Raw genomic sequence first — 21,965 nt, 5'->3', positions numbered from 1 at the left:
AAAAACAGTTCTTGGGTGCGCTCAGGAACTGTTTTTTATTGCGGCATCTCATTCATATTTTTCAGGAAGTTTTCAGAAAATTGCCTGATTTGCAGGTCTGTTTCTGCATCTGTAATGGCTCCGTCGGCTCCTATTTTTCCTTTAATTCCGCTAATAAGCAACAGGGTATCATGGCTGAATTTTCCGCCTAAAGTCTGCATAATGAGTTGCAGTTGCTCGTGGCCTTTCTGCCCCGACGCCGAAGCCGTAATTAGCCCTAAAGGTTTGTCGGTAAAGACAGTAGTAGAAACTACCCATTCCAACGCATTTTTCAGGCTTCCGGGTATGCTAAACACATATTCGGGCGTACAAATAATTACGCCGTCAGCGTCAGTAATGAGTTTTCTGAAATCAGTTACTACTGCCGGCACACTTTCGTTATCATGCTCAGGATTAAAATGAGGAATATCAGCCAGTTGTTTAAAAATATGCAGGTCAATTGCATGGGCATTTATAGCACCGATATACCTTAACAAACGCTCGTTACTCGAATCTGTACGGATATTTCCTAAAATACCCAGTACTTTTTTTCTGGCGGCCATCTGTGCGAGAACTTACATTTTATCGCCTTTGGCCATAAGCACAGCCCTCACCGACTCGTTTTTCAGATGAATGAAGTTGAGTCTTGTATCGTCTTTCATGTATCGCAGTAAATCGCTTTCGTCAGGGAATGTAACCAGATGAATCTCGTAGGGTTTATCTGCCTCGCCTGAAATAAAGCTGGAGGCATCAGGCCGAACCCTGTACAATAGTTTACCATTGTATTTTTCAATAAGTGGAATAGCGTGGTCTTCAAACTCATGAAAAATTTCTTCTTTGCCTTCTTTTACAAAAATCAGTTGAGTAATATAAATCATAACTGTAAGGGTGTTTATAAGCCCATAACAACAAATAGCCCAATAAATTCTGTTTATGGGGCATTATTTTAAAAAATAGTTTTTATCAGTAATCCTGCCAGCCTTCGGGCTTATTAGCCGTACGGCTTTCGCTTTCGAGGCATAATGCCGTAGGAACCCGAGGCGGGCCGCCCCAAATCATGATATAGCCATTGTCTGGCGGTGCAGGTTCTTCTACTGGTGCACGGCTATGCAAAGCCATAAATAAGCCCGGTGGTACAACGCCGTCGGTATCTTTTCTGTCGAGCCAGTAACGTATTTTAGCCACAGACGAAGCCGTAAAAAAGCCTACTACCGCTTCTTTAGGGTTGGCTATATTATGAATATTGCCTATAAGAGCCGTCGGTGGGGTATCAGCCACGCCACCAGCATTACTAATCTGCTCCTGAAAATGCTGATAATACAAAAAAGCCTCTGAGGTGAGCGAGGTCTGGCGTATTTCGGCAAGGCACGGTACGCGCTGATAAAACGGAATTTGTGCTACTTTTCTTCCTAAAATTTTTCCTCCGTTTGTATTAATATCATCAAAAATATTCATCTCCTGATTATGCAGAATTTCCCAGCATTTGGTGCGGCATAGGTAATCATAGTACCAGTTCCGCTTTAACAAAGGTGGGTAGCCTGCAATGTAATTCAATGACGGGTTAAAGCAGTCTTCATAGAGTTCGTTTCCTGAAACATAGTAGAGGTAAAACATATTTTGACCGGGCAAAATATTATTAACGGCATATACGCCATCAACACAAGTACGACACCAGTCTTGTTTTTCGTATACATCCCATTCCCAACTGTAATAGTTGTGTTCGTCGGCGGGGTCTTGAGTATCCAGATAGAAATCATGTGTTCCTCTGAAATTACTTAAAGGGGCAAAAGGGTTAGTTGGGTTAAAAGCTACCGACAGTTTTTCGATCTTAGGCACGGCGGGCATCACTTGTATGCTTGACTCATATTGAGTACCCTCTTTGAGTTGTATGCGTAACTGGTACGACTGCCCTACTTTTCCGGCGAAACCGTGGGGTAAAATATAAGTACCTGCAATATCTTTTTTTTCTGTAAAAGGTACTACTTCGCCGCCATTTATTACAAGCTCAAGTTTGGCCTCGCTGATAGGCGTAGAGCCGAAGCGTCCGTTATATTCGTTGGCCTTTGAGCGGTTTATTCTTACCAGTTGTTCATCGGTAGGAATATCGGTTATGCGCCCATCGACCACTACAACATTGAGCCTACCCGATATATTATAATCAAGCCGGTCGATGCAACTCAACGACAAGAACCATAGAAAAAATACTACTAAGAATTTTGTTATAAAGCCTTTCATTTTTCCCGAATAATCTTCTTAAAAATAGATATAATGTTTTACGTTTCCTTCTTAGTTATGTTATTCTCGACTTATTCCATCAAAATACTCTCTATTAAAGCATTTTCAGCGATGAAAGTCCTGACTATAAATATTTTTCTGGGTTAGCCCATTTGTCTATAAACTTTTAAGGACAGATGTTTTTCTGCATTTTACTTCAAAACACAACTTGTAATTCAGGCTTGAACGAACTTGAACAAGTTTTGGCAAGGTTTTGCACAGGTGTTTTTAGGTATACTTTACAAATTTGCTGAAAAAAATCAATTTGAACGACGGGTGTTTTTCCACACTCCAATCGTGTTACTTATTCGTTACAAATATTTATGAAAAAGCTATTAATCCTGAGTTTGCTTTGTGCAAACAGTTTTGTGTTTGCCCAGAATCAGGCACAGAAAATTGACCTGAAAAACCCTGAGTTATGGACTGTCTATAACCGTAACAGCCCTGTCTGGAAAGATACCATTGTTTTACAAAAAACCGAAGATGAAGGCATGATGGTACTTCGGGATTTTGAGATGAGCAACGGCACAATTGAGTTTGATGTAAAAGGCGAAAACGTGCTTCAACAAAGTTTTGTGGGTATTGCTTTTAATATTCAGGACGACAAAACTTATGAAAGTATCTATTTCAGACCTTTTAACTTTATAAATGCCGATACCGCCCGCCGAAGCAGAGCCGTACAATATGTATATATGCCCGACTCGCCTTGGTTTAAACTCAGAGAGGCGTTTCCGGGTAAGTACGAAAATAAAGCCAAACCCGTACCTGACCCTAATGGCTGGTTTCATGCCCGAATAGTAATTGATAAACCTCTGATAAAAGTTTTTCTGAACAACAGCACCGAGCCTTGTTTGGTTGTATCGAGCCTTGCCCCTACTACCCCCGGGAAAATAGGTATCTGGACAGGCCCTTTAACTCGCGGAAGTTTCACCAATCTGGTGGTTACGCCGAGTAGCAAAAATTATGGCAATAATGCACAGGTTGGCAAGTATGTAAATGTAGCGGGTACTAAGCTTTATTATGAGGTGTACGGCAAAGGTAAACCTGTTGTATTACTGCACGGAGGTGTATACGGATACATTGATGAATTTGAATATTTTATTGATGAACTATCGAAAAAACATCAGGTTATTTGTGTAGCTACCCGCGGCCACGGAAAATCAGAAATAGGGCAAGAGCCTTACACGTGGAATCAGAGAGCCGAAGATGCTTATGAGGTAATTCGTAGCATTACGCCTGAGAAAGTGGCTATAATTGGTTTCAGCGACGGGGCCGCCAGTGCTTTCAGGCTAGCGGCCAATCATCCTGAAATGGTCGAACGGCTGGTAGCTATTGGCTTCGGCGATACGCCCAAAGGTAGCCGGAAAGAGAAATTTACTTATACGCCTGAAATGCTGCTTAAAAATAACAAAGCATTTTTTGAAAGCCGACTGGCACTTATGCCTGAACCCAAACGCTGGGCCGACCACCTGAGTTATCTGAACCACTTATATAACGATGATTTTCTGAGTAAAGAAACCTTCGATAAAATAGTATGCCCTACGCTTGTAATGGGCGGAGAAAAAGATGAATATCACACACCAAGCCACCTCATGCGTGCAGCCAGCCTGATAAAAAAAGGCAATGTATCAATTATTGCGGGGTGTGGGCATGTTGTATTTTATTGTAACTGGAACGCCGTAAAGGCTTCGGTGTGGCCTTTTTTAGAAGCAAAATTATAAGACTGATTAGCTATTGAGCATTACGGACAGATAAATAGCAAAGAGCCATTCGGGTATAGGGTGGCTCTATTTTTTGAGTGGGGTTATATCACTTTTTTTTCGATGAGTTCACGACGGCGGCGGGATACGCCTATCCGTCTGCCATTTTTCAGGTATAACATTGACTTGAGGGCATCATAACGCTTTATATAACGCCTATTAATAAGAAAACTCCGGTTCACTCTCAGAAACTCTTCCGGCTCGAAGAAATCTTCATATTTTTTCAGGTTAAAACCCGAAAGCAGTTTTTTACCCCCTGTCAGGAATATCCGGGTATAGTTATTGTCTGCCTGAAGAAACAGAATTTCTTCAGGAGGAATATTGGCAATAACTTTCAGGTTATTTCTTTCAACAGTTAGTTTATCTGCAATTTTAGTCATAAGGTTCGGCTAAAGAGTACCCAACAATGAAGTAAGCATACATTTTTATATTCACAACAGTTACATTAAACGTACCTGAGGAGGCATTTATTATAAACAAAGGCCGGCGTATTACTGTTATAATCAGGTAATAGCAGAGCCAAGCCGGATATACCTCGAAGGTCCGAAATCAATAATCAAAATAATCAATCAGCAGTTTAACGGTATTTGCCATTAGATAACCATAACAGTCAGAATGAAACCCAACTCTCGAACTGTTACGTAAAACTATTCAAATTGAATAATTTTACATTTGACTACTGAACGATAAAAAAGTAACAAAAGCTAATAATTTTATACTTAAAGTTTTTAGCCAGTACTTTATACTACGGCAATCATTTCTTCGCAGGCAGTTGCGCACTTCCGGCAGGCTTCTGCACAAACCCTACAATGCTCCATACCCATTGCTGCGTGTTTCTCGCATTCTTCGGCACAGGCATTACAAACTTCTACACAACTACTACAATGGTAATAGCTGTACTCGCTACCCAAGCTCATGAGTTCGGCAGCCGACCGGCAAATGGCCGCACACTCCAAATCAAGCTGAATACAATTAACCAATTCTTTCACATTGGCTTCTTTCAGGCATTCGATAGCACATTGGCTACAAGCAACGGCACAAGCCAGACACTCCTGAATACATTGCTGAAATTTTTGATGTCCCATAATTTTGCGTTTTCTGCCGAAAGCAAAAAAAATGTACCATCGGTTAATTGGTAGTTTTCGTAGAACTTTTTCCTGAAAAATGCAGATACAACAAGTACCGAAGAAAGAAACAGGAAAAAAATGCCTTCTTACGCTGAAAAATTTCCTATACAAAAACTACCTATTTAGAGGGCTTTTTCTCCTGTTATATCTATTAACTTCGTTTTGTGTGAACTTTTATTGGTTTTTACGAATAAAAATTGTAAAATTTGCTTGTCGATCTAGGGCATGTAGATTGACAAGCAAAAGTTATATTAAACCTGGAAAATCGTGGGATTATATCCTACGATTTTTTTTATACCTACACTTACGAAGAAAATATAAAGTCGGATTTAAAATTGATTAGTTTTTTTGAAAGCCGCTTACCTGATCTTTGTTTCTGATTTACATTCTTAATGGTTTTAGAAGCCTATTTGACCTGTTTATATAACTATTCTTAGAAAATAGCACTATTTAACGATTTTTTTGTACGCTTTCTTCCATAGCAAATACCTTTTATAAAACTCATACTCCACTCGTAATTACCTTATTTACATTCATCGGGCAATATCCTATGTTCATCATCACAAATCGGGCACTTATCCTTTTTCCATTTCAGGAGTTAATATCCTGACGCAAATTTGTATCGTTAAAAACTAAATCATGAAAAAAAGTACATTTATTCTTATTCTTTTCGCCTCAATTTTTACTTCGTTGACCACCGCAATGGCCCAGTTTCCTATGGGTGGTGCACCCGCAACTAAGGCATTGCCGGGTACAGCGGGCGACCAGACTCCTAAGGGAAACAGTAAAATTTCGGGTACTATAATTGACTCAACCACTGCCAAACCTGTTGAATTTGCTAGTATTGCCTTGCTTGATAAAGCTACCAGCAAACCTGTTGATGGCTCGATGGCCGACGAAAAAGGCAAGTTTACTCTTAATAAAGTGGCTGCCGGTACCTTTAAATTACAGATTACTTTTATTGGATACACTACCAGAACAATTGATATTACACTGACGAAAGGTCAGGAACTGGATTTAGGGAACGTGAATATCTCGAGCAGTGCAAAAATGCTGAATGAGGTTGTAGTAACCGGACAAGCTGCCGTTATTGAAGAAAAAGTTGACCGTCTGGTATATAACGCCGACAAAGATATTGCCGCTAAAGGTGGTGATGCTACTGACGTATTGCGCAAAGTACCTTTATTGACTGTTGACCTAGACGGAAACGTGTCGTTAAGAGGTAGCCAGAATATCAAGGTTTTGATTAACAATAAACCAAGTACTATTATTGCCAGTAGTATCTCAGACGCTTTAAAACAAATTCCGGCTGACCAGATTAAAACCGTTGAGGTAATTACCAGCCCATCGGCCAAGTATGATGCTGAAGGCTCAGGCGGTATTATTAATATTATTACCAAGAAAAACAACCTGCAAGGTTTAAGCCTGAACGTTGATGCCGGTGTAGGTAACAGAGGTTCAATGCTAGGTTTGAATGGTAGTTACAGAAAAGGTAAAGGTGGTGTAACGCTAGGAGGCTTTGGCCGCGGTATTTATAACACTATTACCCGCACAACCCTTGACCAAACCAGTGTTGTTAACGGTGTAACCACACTTACCAAACAAACCGGAGATGGGTCAAGCCAAGGCTTGTTCGGACAATACAATTTGGGTTTCGACTATGACCTTGCCAAAAACCAAAGCCTTACTGCCGGCGTGCGTTATGGTGTGCGTAACTTTACTACCCAGCAAGACCTTGTAACCAAATTATATAACAATGGGGTGATGTCGTCAACGTCAGGGAGAGATGTAACTGCTAAAAACTTATCAGGAACTGTGGATGTAAACCTTGACTACCTGCATACCTTTAAGAAACCGCAGCAAGAATGGAGTGTTTCAACGTTATATAGCCGTAATGACCTTACTAATAACTTTGATGCTGACTTGCTAAGTGGCGAAGGCAATTTACAGAACCGCCAACGTAATATTAACAGTAACCTGAATCAGGAGTTTACTATTCAATCAGATTATCAGACACCTATCAGGAAAAATCAGATGCTTGAGTTTGGTGGCAAAGGAATTTTCCGTCAGGTAAACAGTGATTACAAGTTTTTACTGGCTGGCCCAAGCGGAAACTATACAACCGAAATAAACCAACCACAAGGCGAGTTAATTTATCATCAGAATATTGCGGCAGCTTATAGCTCTTATACTTATACTACCAAAAAACGTTATACACTAAAAGGTGGTTTGCGTTATGAGCATACTTTTATTGATGCCAGCACAACAGAAGGTGGGAAACTAGGTGTGGGCGACTACGGCGTACTGGTTCCAAGCGTGAATGCCTCTAAAACTATTAAAGGTACTACCTTTAAACTAGGTTATAACAAACGTATTCAACGCCCTGGTTTACAACAGTTGAACCCGAACTTTAACTCGGCTAACCCGCAAAACATTACTGTGGGTGACCCTTCGCTAAAACCTGAAATTACTGATAACTTTGAGTTATCGCTTAGCAAAAACATCAAGAAAACCTTTGTTAATGCTTCGTTTTTCGGTCGTGTAACCAACAATGCCATTACACAGGTTCGTGTACCGTCTGATACTCTTGAAGGCGCAATTATTACAACTTATAAAAATATTGGCCGCCAACATGCGTATGGTACCAACATTTTTGCTAACGTTGCAGCAACATCTAAAATTAACATCGGTTTGTTTGCGAATGTTATCTATAGTACCATGACAGGCCAAGTACTTGATGCCAACAATGTGTCACAAAATATTTCAAACGATGGTTTTAATATCAGCGGTGGTTTGTTTTCGCAGGCAACATTCAAGAATGGTTGGGGCGCACAGGCTTTTGGTTTCTTGCAAGGCTCGCAGGTACAATTACAGGGCCGTCAGGGCGGATTTGGTTTCTATACCATTGGTATCAAGAAAGATTTCAAAAACAAGAAAGGTAGTTTTGGTTTAGCTGCCGAAAACTTCCTGAACAAACGTTTCACTATCAATAGCCAGTTGCAATCGGCACAGTTCAGCCAAGTGAGCAATGTGTATATGTATAACAGAGGATTCCGTTTTACATTTAGCTACAAAATCGGTAAAATGACGGTTGATGCACCTAAGAAAAAGGCTCGTTCGGTAAATAACGATGACGTGAAAAGCGATGGCAGCGGTGGTACACAAGGAGGCACACAAGGTGGTGGAACCGGAGGCGGACAACCTAGATAAATCAATATAAGTTACTGAAACTATCGGCAACGGTAGTTTCGGTATTTCAAGAAGCACCTTAATAAACTTTCGTGAAATAAACTTAATTTAAATCAAATGAGAACAACCAAACTAATGGCTACCGTAGTAGCTGCTTTTATCTCGGTAAGTACTTTTGCTCAGACCGTTGACGAAATCGTAGACAAACACGTAGCGGCACTTGGCGGCCTTGATAAACTTAAATCGATTACATCTATCTCGACAGAACGCTCGTTAGCTGTGCAAGGAATGGAAATTCCTAGCCAGACCGTTTTACTGGTTAATAAAGCCGTACGTTCAGAATCAACTGTAATGGGGAACTCAATGGTACAGGTTTTTGATGGTACTTCAGGATGGATGATTCGCCCAACTATGATGGGTGGCACCGGCGAACCTGAAGATATGCCAGCCGACCAGTTAAAACAACAAAAAGGCCAGCTTGACCCTTTTGGCCCATTGGTTGACTACAAACAAAAAGGCAATAAAGTTGAACTGGTAGGTAAAGAAAAAGTTGATAAAAAAGACAACTATCACCTGAAAGTAACTACTCCAACAGGTGATGTACTTGATGAATATATCGACGCAAACACGTATTTGTTAACTAAAACCAAAGCTACTGCTAATGGCCAGGAGATTGAAATTAATTTCTCTGAGTACAAAGAGGTAGAAGGTGTTAAGTTTGCTTATACAATGGACATGACTACGCAAATGGGTAACCTTACTTTTATCACTAGCAAGATAAAATTAAACGGCCCTGTTGATGAAAATATCTTCAAAAAACCTAAATGATTTATCTGAAAGCATTGGCTTTTATGAATAAAACTTACAAAAGCACACCCCACAAGGTGTGTTTTTGTATTTATATACCATAGAGAAAGATGCTGATTGATAGCTTTTGATTGTACGAATTTGAAAAAGAATTGAACTCCATTGTTTATGATTATGGGCAACCTTCTATACTTGCCAGAAAAACCTCGTTCGGTCCGGCCTGAAAGCCCGCTTCGAGCATGATGGCCTTTCCGGCATAATAACTTGTTCCGCTTGTTACATCGGCAGTACTTGTGATGCTCTGAGATACCCGATAACTACCTGCCACCTGGGCAACGCCAGCAAAACTCAGGTTTATATGCAGTTTTACCTGAATGGCCGTACGCGTACTGGTACAAAAATCTGACTGGCAACTTACATAATAAACGGCATCATTGGTAAGCACCGGAGTAGTGTATGATGCACCCGTGGCAATGGCTGTTTCGCTAGTAGCAGTAGCATACCAGTTGGTAGTACCCACACAGCCCGACGCATTTAATGTGGCTACTCCCTGCCCACAGCGGCTCACATCGAGTGCAAGGGGTGGGTCACAAACCGCTTCGGCAATGGTAATAATATAATCTTCTATTTCGCCATAACCCATAGCCTCCACAGGGCTAGCACAGGGGTCGGTCGGGTCTGAGTTATACATAACACTTACACGCATACGCGTTTGCCCAGCCATAGCACCAGCCGGAACCGTAAATGTTGCGGAAGCATCTGTCCATACAGCTTTAGCCTTTGAAAAAACCACTTCGTTATTCTCAAAATTGCCATTTTTGTTAAAATCAACCCATGCAATGGCTCCATCTTGATAAGTAGTAGCCGGAATAGTTATACCAAAGCTGTAAGTATTTCCTTTCTGGAGAATTGTTTCCGGCGTGTTGGTTAATGAATAACCGCTTACGGTACAAGCCGAATTCTGGCTTAAAAGAACAGTGCTACCCTGCCTGATGGTTACGTTTGAGATAGCGTCGCCGTCTGAACAGGTCAGGGTATTAGGAATACAATAACAAGCTCCATTTACCGGATTAAACACTATACTATTTACAACACTGTATGCGGCATTTGAGTTAGCCGCTACTACCCGATAATAGTAAGTAGCTCCGTCGGTATGAAAGGCATCATCGCTGAAACTAGTGGCATTAGCCGTTGTTCGGCCTATGGCCATAAAAGGCCCTGCCATACTTGTTGCCATTTCAATGATATAACCCATTTCGTTAGTGGCGTTATCGGTCCATGAGATATTTATCTTACAGCCCGTTACACTAAGGTTAAGGTTATCTGGTGCCAAAGCCATTGTAGCCGAACACGCCAGTGTATAAGTATTGGCATTCATGTAAAGGTTTCTGAGCGCGTATCCATCGGTCATTCGGGCATACTGCCCTGCTGTAAAGCTATTGCGGCAAACCCCATAGCACGACATCAGGTTGTTAACCATAGGGCTGTAAAGCTGTCCGTTGGCATCACGGGTTGTTCCGGTATATTGGCAGTTGAGCGCAAAACCACCGCAAGGGTCGGCGGGTGTATCACAAATAAAGTCGCCTGCCGAGTTGCAATTGCTCCCGTTTACCAGTTCGGCTCCATAAAAGGTTTCGTAGGTGTGGTAGAGGTTCCAGTAATGCCCCATTTCGTGCGGGAGGGTAATACCGTTTCCGGCTACATCGTTTGATAAAATCATACGGTTATCTAAAGCATTAGCCCCCGGAAACGACGAAATACCATTGATAGCCGTGCCATTTGTGGTCAGGCTTCCTACAAAATAGATATTAATGGCATCGTTTACATTGTTTAAAACCAATCGGGTATTTTCCTTTTCAACGTCTAATTGATACAACTCATCGTTATCGATGTAATGAATACTACTGCACATAAAAAAATTCATGTTCATGCTGGCATAAGTAGTATTGAGGGTGGCAATAGCGGTTTCAAGGGTGCTTGTAGGTAACCCGCCTGTACCATTGCTTTGCCTGACGATATGAATCTTGAGCGGGATAAACAGATTCGGACTGGCGTTAATTCCTTTTGGAGCTAATTGCTTAATGAGTTTTGCTTGCTCCTGTATTAGTTTGAGTGAGGGCAGAGGCGTACCACAGTCCTGACGATTAGTTTTATCGAGGGCAACCGATGGGTTCGGATTATTCTTGTTTTGTGCAAACCCTACCAATGCCATACAACACAACAACGGCAGTAGTAAACGCGTAATTTTCATTAAACTGTCAGAACTAATAATACCTGAAACTATCAAAGATAAACAAATATTTTTACCTCCGTTATTAAAATCTTGGGTACGGGTTTGTAAAAGTCTTTGAGGTAGTTATAAAACAGAACGGTTGAGTAGCCCCCTACCCAACCGTTTGTTATAATTTCAGAAAAATCGGCTTACCTCATTTTTTCGGCAAGTGAGGCTATAAAACCCCAGTTCTGGTGCTGAAACCTTCCCATCGAATTAAACCCTTTTCCGAAAAAGAAGGCATCACCTTCAACCACAAAAACCAGTTCGTTTTCTCCTCTCTTGAGGTCAAGCACGGTGCAGTTGGTTTGGGGGTCGAGCCTGTCGAGTTTATACTTTGTATAATTGAATATTTGCTTCCCGTTGAGGTAAACCTGAAGTTTACCGGTAAAATCAAAATATAAAAGGTGTGATTTGTCTGTATCGGCAACAATGGTTCTCTTGGCAAAAACGGTTCCGTCAGGATACTCAAAGTATCTTTTCAGATTAACCATTTCATCGTTTTTCTGGTTAATTTTAGTCCAGTTTTTTACTTTTTTCATGTCGGCATACTCATAACTTTTATCGCGTGGTAGTTGTTCCGAAACAGCCCAGTCGGTCATCGCCTTCGGAATTTCCTGAATTTGCACATTTGCAAAATAGGCCTCGCCAAACATACTTCTTAGCAGGATATTGCCTTTTTCAGTATCGGTGTCGAGCAAGGTAAGGGTCATATCTGGTTCTTTTTTATAATTTACATACACCTTTAATATTTTGTTTCTTACTTCGATAGTGGCATGGAACCACTCCATCGAAGCAATATCGGTCTTGGCTTCATAAATTGGGTAATGGTACATAACCCAGCTTAAACCGCCGTTATAAATAGGAATATACTGAATAGCCTCCTGTGTGCCTCCATAACCGGGCCGAAAATAAAGAAACTGATAATTTTGTTCGTTTTTGGTATGGAATCCAACACCAGCCATTACTCTGGCGGCTATGTCGAAGTCGATTCTGAAATTATCATAAGTTCTGGCTTTGTTGATAAGTACCGCTTCTTTTTTGCCATCAAGTTTTATACAGGTTTTATCTTTGTATGTTTGTTCTGTAACTGTGGCGGGTTCGTTGTTTTCTGAAAGTGCCTGCCAGTCTTTCAGGTTAACCTGAGCCAGTAAATTAAACGACACTCCTACAAGCAAACAAAGAATAAATGAGGTAATTTTGCGCATTTTCATAATAATTTATATTAAATTTTGACAGAAATATTTTTCAACCGCAAGATTAAGCCAAGCGCATATAATTATGCAGAACGATACTGAACTGTTTTACAACTATTTTACGGTTGTTTTTATAAACCTCTGATTATGAGCGACATAAACCAGACTGATGAAGAGCTATTACAAATTTTAAAAAAAGAAATTACCCTAAAAGCCGGATTGGAAAAACTCGAAAACTGGACTCAGAAAGATTATGATTTTCTGGTGTTTTTTATTGAAGAGAAATCGGGTATAAAAATAAGCCTGACAACTATCAAGAGAATCTGGCGAAATGAGTATAACCGCTTGCCGCATATTTCAACGCTGGATGCGCTGAGTAGCATTGCTTACGGCAAAGACTGGCTTAGTCTTAAACTAACCGGAATAGCAGCCAGTGATACACCGCCCCACAATAAAATTAAAGAGGCAACAGTAAAAGCTCCTGAAAAAAGGCTTCCGTTGGTATGGATGGCTCTGGCCGGAGTAATAGTAGTAGCGTTGCTTTTAGTAGTATTTGCTGATAAGTTTTTTAATAAACCCATTGACCCGAAACAAATTATGTTTTCGGTGAAAACCTCAGTTACTAATCAGGTGCCTAACACCGTAGTTTTTAGCTACAATGTTGATTCGGTTATGGCTAAAAAGTTTTACATTCAGCAATCGTGGGATACACGGCGGCGGGTAGAAGTGCAGAAAGGCAACCATCAGCAAACAGATATTTACTACCTGCCCGGTTATTATATGGCGAAACTCATAGCCGACGACTCCATTATTAAAGAAATACCCGTTCATATTAAAACCAGCCAATGGGTAATAGCGGCACACCAGAATAACCTCGAAAATAAAATTATTCCAGCTACGGAATGGCTTCCAAACGACGACCTCGGCATGGAACCTGCTGTATTAGGGCAGCACAAGATTGATACTCATGAACCCTTTAACCTGACTTTTCATAACAGCCGCGATTTTGGTATTGATGGGAATAATTTTGTTTTTACTGCCGATTTCAGAATAGATTCGACAGGCATTGTATGCCCGCTTGCTTCTTTGGTGCTTAAAGGCGAACATGAATTTATTTATGCTGGTTTTGGTGCAAAAGGCTGCGAAAGTGACCTGAATCTGAGTATAAGTAACCAGAAATTTAATGGCAAAAAGGTTGACCTGACGGCTTTCGGTACAGATATTTATCATTGGCAAAAGGTAAAGGTGCTGAATAAAAACCAACTGGTGCAGATATACCTGAACGAGCAAAAAATATTTGAAACCACTTATACCAAGCCATTGGGTGAGCTAAAAGAAATTGTGTTTATTTTCAGAGGTAATGGCATAGCCAGAAAACCCGAAATAAAAGCAGCCCGCAGTTGATTGTTCCCTGTTTTAAACTTTATTTATTAATGAATAGAATAGCTATTACCACACCCGAAGCGTTTAATTACAAAGAAATTCTGCGATTTTTATCGCGCAATGAAAAAGAAAGCCTGCACAGCATTGTGAACAACACCATCATAAAAGTACTGGAGGTAAATCAGGAACTAGTGTTGTTTTCTATTGAGTTCGATAAACATTTAGTAGCTACCATACACACGCCCAACCAGTCGGCCGAAATACAAAGTATTGTAAAAAGCTATATTTCAGACTGGTTTGACCTCACAACGGACCTACAACAGTTTTATGGTATAGCAGCCCAAGACCCTACTTTAGAGCAACTCTGCCAGAAATATTATGGGATGCGTATGATAGGAATGCCCAACCTGTTTGAGTCGTTGGTGTGGTCGGTTATCGGGCAACAGATAAACCTCAACTTTGCCTATACACTTAAACAACGGCTGGTGCATAATTTCGGTAAAAGCATTACTTATAACGGCGAAACGTACTATGCCCTACCCACCCCCGAAATACTGGCGAGCCTACGCATAGAAGATTTTCAGCCACTTCAGTTTAGCCGAAGCAAAGCACAGTATATTATTAATATTGCGCAGGCTTTTAATGACGGCCATTTATCGCAACAAGCCCTTGCCATGCTTTCGTTTGATGAAATCAGGCAGCAACTCACCGCCATTAAGGGTGTAGGCAACTGGACGGCCAACTACTCAATGATGAAGAGCATGAAAGGTTACGATGCGTTTCCGGTTGAAGATGTTGGCTTACATAACGCCGTCAGAACACAATATGGCCTTCCGGCTAAACCAACTATTCCGACCTTGCACGAAATGGCACAAAAATGGTCGGGTTGGCGTGGGTATGCTACCTTTTATTTCTGGCATTCGCTGCTTGGTGAGTAGCCTTGCTATAAATAAAATCCTCACCCTTGCCGAGTGAGGATTTTATTTTACTACCATTTGTATCTGTATGGTTTATAGCATTTCGACCGGAGCTATCTCTTTCTTTTCTTCCGGTAAAATAAACTTCATCGGATTCTTTACTTTGTCTGGCATTAAAGCAATTTCCAATACATCCTGCACATAATCGACGTAATGGAAAGTTAAGCCGTCGGTGTAGTTACCACCTATTTCTTCCACATCTTTACGGTTTTTGTAGCACATAATAATCTCCTTGATACCTGCACGTTTAGCTGCCAGAATTTTCTCTTTAATACCACCCACAGGCAACACTTTTCCACGCAGGGTTATTTCGCCTGTCATGGCAAGGTTTGGTTTCAGCATACGTTGTGTATAGATAGAAGCCATTGACGTAACCATTGTTATACCTGCCGATGGCCCATCTTTAGGCACAGCCCCTTGCGGAACGTGCACGTGCAAATCATAATTATGGAAAATACGGTAGTCGATGCCTATTTCTTCGGCATGAGATTTCAGGTAGGAAAGGGCTGTTACCGCCGACTCCTTCATTACATCGCCTAACTGCCCCGATAACGTGAGTTGGCCTTTACCACGGCTCAGGCTTGATTCAATAAACAGGATGTCTCCGCCTACCGAGGTCCACGCTAAACCCGTTACCACACCCGGAATTTCGTTCCCCTCGTATAGTTCATGCTCAAACACAGGCGCACCCAGTAGTTTTTCTACGTGTTCAACTTTTATCAGTTTGGGGTAGTCCTCCTGCATGGCAATCGATTTGGCTATTTTTCTTACCAGTGAGCCTATTTGCTGTTCCAAGCGTCTTACGCCTGACTCACGCGTGTAGCCCTCAATTACTTTCTGAATAGCCTTATCGTCAATTCTCAGGTCTTTTATTTTAATACCATGTTGTTCTAATTGCTTTGGCACAAGGTGCTTTTTAGCAATTTCGATTTTTTCTTCTACTGTATAGCCAGATATTTCGATGATTTCCATTCTGTCGCGCAGAGGTGGCTGAATGGTATCAAGAGAATTGGCTGTGGCAATAAACAACACTTTCGAGAGGTCATAGTCAACCTCAAGATAGTTATCTTTAAACGACGAATTTTGCTCAGGGTCTAGCACTTCGAGCAAGGCAGACGAAGGGTCGCCACGCATATCGCGCGAGACTTTATCTATTTCGTCGAGCACAAATACCGGATTCGATTTTTTTGCTTTTTGCAAGTTCTGAATAACCTTACCCGGCATTGCACCAATATAAGTTTTTCGGTGCCCACGAATTTCAGCTTCGTCATGCAGGCCACCGAGTGCCATACGTACATAGCTACGCCCCAACGATTTTGCTATTGACTTGCCTAACGATGTTTTACCTACACCCGGAGGGCCATATAAACACAGAATCGGGGCTTTCATATCGCTCCGTAGTTTTAGTACGGCCAGATACTCAATGATACGTTCTTTTACTTTTTCAAGGCCCGAGTGGTCGGCATCGAGTATTTTTTTGGCACGTTTTAAATCAAAATTATCTTTTGAATAATCGTTCCACGGTAAGTCGACCATTGTTTCGGCATAATTCAACGATACTCCGTATTCAGGAGCCATTGAGTTCATGCGCAAAATTTTATTCAGTTCTTTATTAAAATGCTCGTTGGCTTCTTTTGTCCATTTCTTTTTAGCTCCCTTAGCCCTTAGTTTTTCAACTTCTTGGTCAGGGGTTTCCATGCCAAGTTCTTCCTGCAAAACTTTTATTTGCTGGCGCAGGTAGTATTCGCGCTGTTGCTGGTCAATATCGAGGCTTGCTTTGCTCTGGATGTCACGTTTAATTTCAAGCACCTGAATTTCTTTCATCATGTGTTCAAGCAATTTATGGGCTTGTTCGCTACCGTCGAAGGTTTCGAGCAACAATTGCTTTTCGCTAATTTCGATGTTCAGGTTTGAAGACAAAAAGTGTGTCAGGAAACTAGGGCTGTCAATATTGCTGATAGCCATCTGCGCATCTTTAGGTATTTCAGGATTAAGGCTCAGAATTTTATACGCGGCTTCTTTCAGGCTCTGAATCAGGGCTTTTACTTCCTTTTTACGCACATTCGGGAAACTATCAGGAATATACTTTACCGATGCACTCAGGTGCGGGTCGGTTTGTAGATACTCAATTACTTCAAAACGTCTGCGCCCCTGAATAATTACGGTCACATTGCCGTCAGGCAACACAATCATTTTCAGAATTGTAGCAATAGTACCGACTTTATATAAATCTTCGGGGGTTGGTTCGTTCGGAGTATGGCGTATTTGTGCCACCACACCTATGGTTTTGTCGGTGCGGTAGGCTTTTTTTACCATTTTAATGAATTTCGCTCTGGTAACTGTTACCGGAATTACAATACCCGGAAACAACACTGTGTTTCTTAACGAAAGAAGCGGTAGTTCGGTTGGCAGATTATTTTCATTCTCCATTACTTCGTCGGGCGAAGCAATTTCAATCATTTCAACGTTTTCAATGTCTTGGCGTGCCATTAGGCTAGAGATTAGTTCACGATTCATTTACCACTATGTTAAATTCAGTCCATCTGACCGACCTTCAAGGGCGGCCTCGCATTAAATATACAGCAATTATATTATCAGTTTGTTCTCACCAAGCGCTCTGAATACCGACAAACAAGTAAAAATTATCTGCCAGAATGTCAGAGTGAAAGTACAAAAGGTTTCTGATAATCAAAAAATATATTTGTTTTTTTTATACCTCAAAGCTAGTGCCAAGCCCACAAGTATGGCATTATGGCAGTAAAAAAAGCCTGAAACACAAAATATAGCCCGCATTTTTAAAACCTTGCAGGAATATTGCCGATTTTTGATTTACTTTGGCTTAGATTCTGACCAATATTTAAACACCTATGAAAAAAGTACTGTTGCTAACTTTCGTGCTTATCAACGCTTTGGGTTCTTTCGCACAAAAAAAGCCTGACTTCCTTACCAATTATAACCAACGCTGGGTAGATTCTGTTTTTGCAACACTCACTTTAGAAGAAAAAATAGGCCAGTTATTAATGCCTCGTGGCAATACCTCAGGGCAAGGCTACGATTTTGAAAAGCTGAAAAAATGGGTAAAAGATTATAAACTGGGCGGTGTGGTGTTTTTTGCCGGACAACCTACTACGCAAGCCCGTATTGTGAATGAGCTACAACGTTTATCGAAAGTGCCTTTACTAATAGGCATGGACCTTGAGTGGGGCTTAGCTATGAGGCTTGACAGTACCGTGAGGTTTCCGTATCAGATGACACTGGGGGCGATTCGTGGTCGAGAGGCGGACATCAGAGAAATGGGGGCCGAAATCGGGCGACAATGCCGCAGAATGGGGGTGCATATTAATTACGCGCCAGTGGTTGATGTTAACAATAACCCTAATAATCCGGTTATTAATTTCCGCTCTTTCGGCGAAAACAAATATGACGTAGCTACCAAAGCCATTGCCTATATGCAAGGCATGAACAGCGAACGCATTCTTACTTCGGCCAAGCACTTTCCGGGTCATGGCGATACGGGCGTTGATTCGCATTATGATTTGCCCTTGATTGTACACGACAGAAAACGCCTCGATAATATTGAACTTTACCCCTACCGAATGCTCATGAATAGTGGTTTGAGCGGGGTCATGACAGCCCATTTGAGTATTCCGGCTTTAGATAGTACCAAAAATCTGGCCTCTACACTTTCAAAAAATATTGTTACCGATTTACTACGCAAGGATTTGCGCTTTGAAGGACTGGTTTTTACCGATGCCATGGATATGCAGGGAGCCGTGAAGTTTTTTCCTAAAGGGCAAGCCAATGTAAAAGCTATTTTGGCAGGTAACGATATTCTGGAAACTTTTGAAGATGTACCCGCAGCCATAGAAGCCATTAAAATGGCTATCAGAAACAAAGAAATTTCGGAAGCAGAGATTGATTTCCGCGTGAAGAAAATACTCATGGCAAAGTCGTGGGTGGGCCTTGACCACTACCAACCCATTCAGATTGAAAACCTTATTCGCGATTTGAATACCACAAACGCCGATGTATTGAACCGACAATTGGCCGAAGTAGCCGTTACGCTAGTTAAAAACGATAACAATACCCTACCAATACAGGATTTAACCCAAAAAATTGCGACGGTTTCGGTGGATGCTAACCAGTTAACGGCTTTTCAGAAAATGACAAGTAACTATACTGACGTTACTCATTTCGTGATTCCGGCTAATGCGCCTGACTCAACCATTAACAGGGTTCTGGAACAAACCAGAAACTACGATTTGATTCTGGTAGGTGCGCACCTGAACAACATTCGTCCGGCAGCTAAGTATGGGGTTACCGATGCCAATAAAAAAGCCATAAAGGCACTGATAAATACAGGCAAAGCAGTGGTAACATTATTTGGCAACCCTTATTCGCTCGATAAGTTTGAAGACCTAGATAAAGCCAAAGCCATTGTAATGGCGTATCAGCTAACCAATTACATGGAAGAAGCCGCCGCACAGGCTATTTTTGGGGCTATCAGGTTTATTGGCAAACTACCTGTTACTGTAAATGAGCGTTACCCGCTTGAAATTGGCATTCAGACGAATGCTTTAGGCCGACTAGCCTATGGTGTTCCTGAAATGGTAGGGCTCGACAGTAAGGTTTTTAATGCAAAAATGGATTCGGTAGTTAATCTGGGGCTGAGAGAAAAGGCCTACCCGGGTGCAGTACTGGAAGTAGCCAAAGAAGGCCGCGTTATTTATCATAAAGCCTTTGGTTACCACACCTACGAAGCAGCCAAAGCCGATGTCGGCACAAGTAATACCACTGGTTTCAGAGCAGAAAGTAAAAACGATGTAATGGACGAAAAGGTAAAAAACAACACACCTAATCAGGTTTTTGCGGCTAACAACAGCGTCTCAACAGGAAAAGTAAAACTTACTGACCTCTACGACCTCGCCTCGGTAACCAAAGTAAGTACCTCTTTGCTGGCTGTAATGCAGTTGATGAGTACGGGTAAGTTTGACCTCGATAAAACCTTTAAAGATTACTACGAGGAATTTGCCAACTCGAACAAAGCCGATTTGCATTTCAGAGATATGCTTACACACAAAGCTGGACTAAAAGCCTGGATTCCGTTCTGGATGGATTGCATAGACTCTGTAAAAACGGTAAGAAACAGCCCTGTATTTAAAGAAAAATACGCACATAAATACAAGCGTAAGTTCCTGATGAGCAAGAAAAAGTATAATGCTTTATTGATGAAAGCCATTAAGGAAGATAAAACCCTCTGGAAAGAAACCCTCTCGCCTGCAACGCTGGTGTGGAAAAAAAATACACTTTCGACGAAACCTTCTGCCGAATTTACCGTACAGGTTACAGACAGCCTGTGGCTGCATAAAGATTACCGAGAGAAAATTTTTCAGGCCATTGAAGATTCGCCCGTGAAACCCGAACAAGGTTATGTATACAGTGACCTCCATTATTATACTTACCCTACATTTGTGCCACGCCTGACAGGTATTGGCTGGGAAGACTACCTGAAACAAACTTACAAACAGTTAGGAGCTAGTTCGTTGACATACAACCCTTTAAGGTTTTACCCTAAGTCGCAGATTGTGCCTAGCGAACGTGATACGCTTTTCAGAAAAACCCTCATTCATGGCCGTGTACACGACGAAGGCGCAGGTATGCTTGAGGGTATATCGGGCCATGCAGGTTTATTCGGCAATGCCAACGATTTAATGAAACTTATGCAGATGTACCTGCAAAAAGGTAGCTATGGTGGCAAGCAGTTTATTAAACCTGAAGTAGTAGAAGAATGCACCCGTTACCAGTTTCCTGAGTTGAAAAACCGCCGTGCCATTGCTTTCGATAAAATAGATTTTAATCCGAAAGTAGCTAATGGCCCTACATTGGCAACGCCAGAAAGTTATGGCCATTCGGGCTTTACGGGTACGTTTGTATGGGTTGACCCAAAATATAATTTCGCGTATGTGTTTTTATCGAACCGTGTGTATCCAACCCGCGACAATACCAAAATCAGTAGCCTGAATATCAGAACAGCTATTGGCGACGAGATTTACAAAATAGTGAAACAATAACCCAAAAAAGGGTTAATTTCCAGCCATGCAATACCTTAAATACAGAAAGTTTGCCGATGTTGAGTTGTTCCGTTTTGGCTACTCTCCTATCGGCAAACCCTGGTTCAATGTTTATTGTTATATTCTTGATAATATCCTGATTGATACCGCTCAGGCACATTGTGCCGAAAAAGTATCTGAAACTTTCAGAGACAAAAATATCGAGAAAATCCTGCTCACACATTTTCATGAAGACCACTCAGGCAATGTAACCCAACTGGCACATGAGCATCAGGCAGCAGTTTTTGCCCATACCTTTACCAAAGAAAAAGTAAAAAAGGGATTCGGGTTATACCCGTACGAAAAATTTCTTTTTGGCCATGTAAAGCCTTTTGTCAAAGAAATACACAATTTCCCGACAAGCATCGAATCTTCACACCATACTTTACTACCAATTTACACCCCCGGCCATTCGGACGACCACACCGTTTTTCTGGAACCAAATAAAGGCTGGTTGTTTTCAGGTGATTTGTTTGTAGGCATTAAAATCAAGTTTTTCAGAAAAGGTGAAAAATTCTGGACACAGGTAGATTCTTTTAAAAAAGTACTGGCGTATGATTTTGAAGTACTTTTTTGCGGGCATCACCCACGACTAAAAGAGGGCAAGCAACTTTTACAGGCAAAACTGCAATATTTTGAAGATTTTGGCGGCACAGCCAGAGCTTTACATCAGCGCGGGCTGTCGGTGAAAGAAATTATACGTGCCATGAAACTCCGCGAGATTCATCTGATGAAAATTCTGTTATCGAACGATGTCTCTGTCAGGTACATGGTCGAAGCAGCCATCGGAGATTTATAAATAACACAAAGTACAGGCTTTTCGGGCAGCTATTTAAAGTAACAGTACATTTT

Annotated in this window: 15 protein-coding genes; 7 read left to right on the top strand and 8 right to left on the bottom strand. The window is 41.4% G+C overall.

The features are described 5' to 3' along the window. Nucleotides 1-35: 35 nt before the first annotated feature. The 3 genes from WAA15_RS10270 to WAA15_RS10260 form a co-directional block, all read right to left on the bottom strand. Nucleotides 36-581, bottom strand: coding sequence for an NADPH-dependent FMN reductase (locus tag WAA15_RS10270; protein ID WP_337042649.1), 546 nt, complete (start codon nt 579-581; stop codon nt 36-38). Between the two features lie 12 nt (nt 582-593). Next, nucleotides 594-896 carry a DUF1330 domain-containing protein gene (locus WAA15_RS10265; protein WP_337042648.1) on the bottom strand — a complete coding sequence of 101 codons (303 nt, stop codon included), beginning with the start codon at nt 894-896 and terminating at the stop codon, nt 594-596. An 85-nt stretch (nt 897-981) separates the two neighbouring features. After that, nucleotides 982-2,253, bottom strand: coding sequence for a DUF4249 domain-containing protein (locus WAA15_RS10260; protein WP_337042647.1), 1,272 nt, complete (start codon nt 2,251-2,253; stop codon nt 982-984). 362 nt (nt 2,254-2,615) lie between these two features. On the opposite strand from WAA15_RS10260, the gene WAA15_RS10255 reads away from it, so the two are divergent. Beyond that, the gene (locus tag WAA15_RS10255) at nt 2,616-4,013 is read left to right on the top strand and encodes an alpha/beta fold hydrolase (protein WP_337042646.1); all 1,398 of its coding nucleotides are present in this window, start codon (nt 2,616-2,618) and stop codon (nt 4,011-4,013) included. An 83-nt stretch (nt 4,014-4,096) separates the two neighbouring features. On the opposite strand, the gene WAA15_RS10250 is transcribed toward WAA15_RS10255, so the two are convergent. Then, a complete protein-coding gene (locus tag WAA15_RS10250) occupies nt 4,097-4,432 on the bottom strand; it encodes a LytR/AlgR family response regulator transcription factor (protein WP_337042645.1) in 336 nt (111 codons plus the stop codon). Between the two features lie 360 nt (nt 4,433-4,792). Further along, nucleotides 4,793-5,137 (bottom strand): four-helix bundle copper-binding protein, encoded by a 345-nt coding sequence (locus tag WAA15_RS10245; protein ID WP_337042644.1) that lies wholly within the window; start codon nt 5,135-5,137, stop codon nt 4,793-4,795. A 681-nt stretch (nt 5,138-5,818) separates the two neighbouring features. Here WAA15_RS10245 and WAA15_RS10240 point away from each other — a divergent pair. Both WAA15_RS10240 and WAA15_RS10235 read left to right on the top strand, forming a co-directional pair. Further along, entirely contained in the window at nt 5,819-8,389 is a 2,571-nt protein-coding gene (locus tag WAA15_RS10240) for a TonB-dependent receptor domain-containing protein (RefSeq protein WP_337042643.1), read from the top strand. A gap of 96 nt (nt 8,390-8,485) precedes the next feature. After that, the gene (locus tag WAA15_RS10235; protein WP_337042642.1) at nt 8,486-9,196 is read left to right on the top strand and encodes an outer membrane lipoprotein-sorting protein; all 711 of its coding nucleotides are present in this window, start codon (nt 8,486-8,488) and stop codon (nt 9,194-9,196) included. A 151-nt stretch (nt 9,197-9,347) separates the two neighbouring features. On the opposite strand, the gene WAA15_RS10230 is transcribed toward WAA15_RS10235, so the two are convergent. Beyond that, a complete protein-coding gene (locus WAA15_RS10230) occupies nt 9,348-11,426 on the bottom strand; it encodes a GEVED domain-containing protein (protein ID WP_337042641.1) in 2,079 nt (692 codons plus the stop codon). A gap of 170 nt (nt 11,427-11,596) precedes the next feature. Continuing rightward, a complete protein-coding gene (locus WAA15_RS10225; RefSeq protein WP_337042640.1) occupies nt 11,597-12,655 on the bottom strand; it encodes a family 16 glycoside hydrolase in 1,059 nt (352 codons plus the stop codon). A 135-nt stretch (nt 12,656-12,790) separates the two neighbouring features. On the opposite strand from WAA15_RS10225, the gene WAA15_RS10220 reads away from it, so the two are divergent. Then, a complete protein-coding gene (locus WAA15_RS10220; RefSeq protein WP_337042639.1) occupies nt 12,791-14,047 on the top strand; it encodes a hypothetical protein in 1,257 nt (418 codons plus the stop codon). Nucleotides 14,048-14,076: 29 nt separating this feature from the next. Then, nucleotides 14,077-14,964 carry a DNA-3-methyladenine glycosylase 2 gene (locus WAA15_RS10215; protein ID WP_337042638.1) on the top strand — a complete coding sequence of 296 codons (888 nt, stop codon included), beginning with the start codon at nt 14,077-14,079 and terminating at the stop codon, nt 14,962-14,964. A 72-nt stretch (nt 14,965-15,036) separates the two neighbouring features. Here the strand turns inward: WAA15_RS10215 and lon are convergent, their stop codons facing one another. Further along, nucleotides 15,037-17,493: an endopeptidase La gene (gene lon, locus WAA15_RS10210; protein WP_337042637.1), complete on the bottom strand. Its 2,457-nt coding sequence runs from the start codon at nt 17,491-17,493 to the stop codon at nt 15,037-15,039. 377 nt (nt 17,494-17,870) lie between these two features. Here lon and WAA15_RS10205 point away from each other — a divergent pair, with 377 nt between their 5' ends. Beyond that, nucleotides 17,871-21,074, top strand: coding sequence for a glycoside hydrolase family 3 N-terminal domain-containing protein (locus WAA15_RS10205; RefSeq protein WP_337042636.1), 3,204 nt, complete (start codon nt 17,871-17,873; stop codon nt 21,072-21,074). A gap of 25 nt (nt 21,075-21,099) precedes the next feature. Beyond that, entirely contained in the window at nt 21,100-21,912 is an 813-nt protein-coding gene (locus WAA15_RS10200; RefSeq protein ID WP_337042635.1) for an MBL fold metallo-hydrolase, read from the top strand. Nucleotides 21,913-21,965: the final 53 nt, after the last annotated feature.

Source organism: Emticicia sp. 17c (assembly GCF_037153985.1).
Lineage (GTDB): Bacteria > Bacteroidota > Bacteroidia > Cytophagales > Spirosomataceae > Emticicia.
Note: the sequence above shows the minus strand (reverse complement) of the source record. Positions and strands in the feature narration are given on the sequence as shown.

Excerpts from the sequence above, each read along its gene's own strand:
- WAA15_RS10270 (WP_337042649.1), bottom strand. The coding sequence starts at position 581 with ATGGCCGCCAGAAAAAAAGTACTGGGTATTTTAGGAAATATCCGTACA.
- WAA15_RS10265 (WP_337042648.1), bottom strand. The coding sequence starts at position 896 with ATGATTTATATTACTCAACTGATTTTTGTAAAAGAAGGCAAAGAAGAA.
- WAA15_RS10260 (WP_337042647.1), bottom strand. The coding sequence starts at position 2,253 with ATGAAAGGCTTTATAACAAAATTCTTAGTAGTATTTTTTCTATGGTTC.
- WAA15_RS10255 (WP_337042646.1), top strand. The coding sequence starts at position 2,616 with ATGAAAAAGCTATTAATCCTGAGTTTGCTTTGTGCAAACAGTTTTGTG.
- WAA15_RS10250 (WP_337042645.1), bottom strand. The coding sequence starts at position 4,432 with ATGACTAAAATTGCAGATAAACTAACTGTTGAAAGAAATAACCTGAAA.
- WAA15_RS10245 (WP_337042644.1), bottom strand. The coding sequence starts at position 5,137 with ATGGGACATCAAAAATTTCAGCAATGTATTCAGGAGTGTCTGGCTTGT.
- WAA15_RS10240 (WP_337042643.1), top strand. The coding sequence starts at position 5,819 with ATGAAAAAAAGTACATTTATTCTTATTCTTTTCGCCTCAATTTTTACT.
- WAA15_RS10235 (WP_337042642.1), top strand. The coding sequence starts at position 8,486 with ATGAGAACAACCAAACTAATGGCTACCGTAGTAGCTGCTTTTATCTCG.
- WAA15_RS10230 (WP_337042641.1), bottom strand. The coding sequence starts at position 11,426 with ATGAAAATTACGCGTTTACTACTGCCGTTGTTGTGTTGTATGGCATTG.
- WAA15_RS10225 (WP_337042640.1), bottom strand. The coding sequence starts at position 12,655 with ATGCGCAAAATTACCTCATTTATTCTTTGTTTGCTTGTAGGAGTGTCG.
- WAA15_RS10220 (WP_337042639.1), top strand. The coding sequence starts at position 12,791 with ATGAGCGACATAAACCAGACTGATGAAGAGCTATTACAAATTTTAAAA.
- WAA15_RS10215 (WP_337042638.1), top strand. The coding sequence starts at position 14,077 with ATGAATAGAATAGCTATTACCACACCCGAAGCGTTTAATTACAAAGAA.
- lon (WP_337042637.1), bottom strand. The coding sequence starts at position 17,493 with ATGGCACGCCAAGACATTGAAAACGTTGAAATGATTGAAATTGCTTCG.
- WAA15_RS10205 (WP_337042636.1), top strand. The coding sequence starts at position 17,871 with ATGAAAAAAGTACTGTTGCTAACTTTCGTGCTTATCAACGCTTTGGGT.
- WAA15_RS10200 (WP_337042635.1), top strand. The coding sequence starts at position 21,100 with ATGCAATACCTTAAATACAGAAAGTTTGCCGATGTTGAGTTGTTCCGT.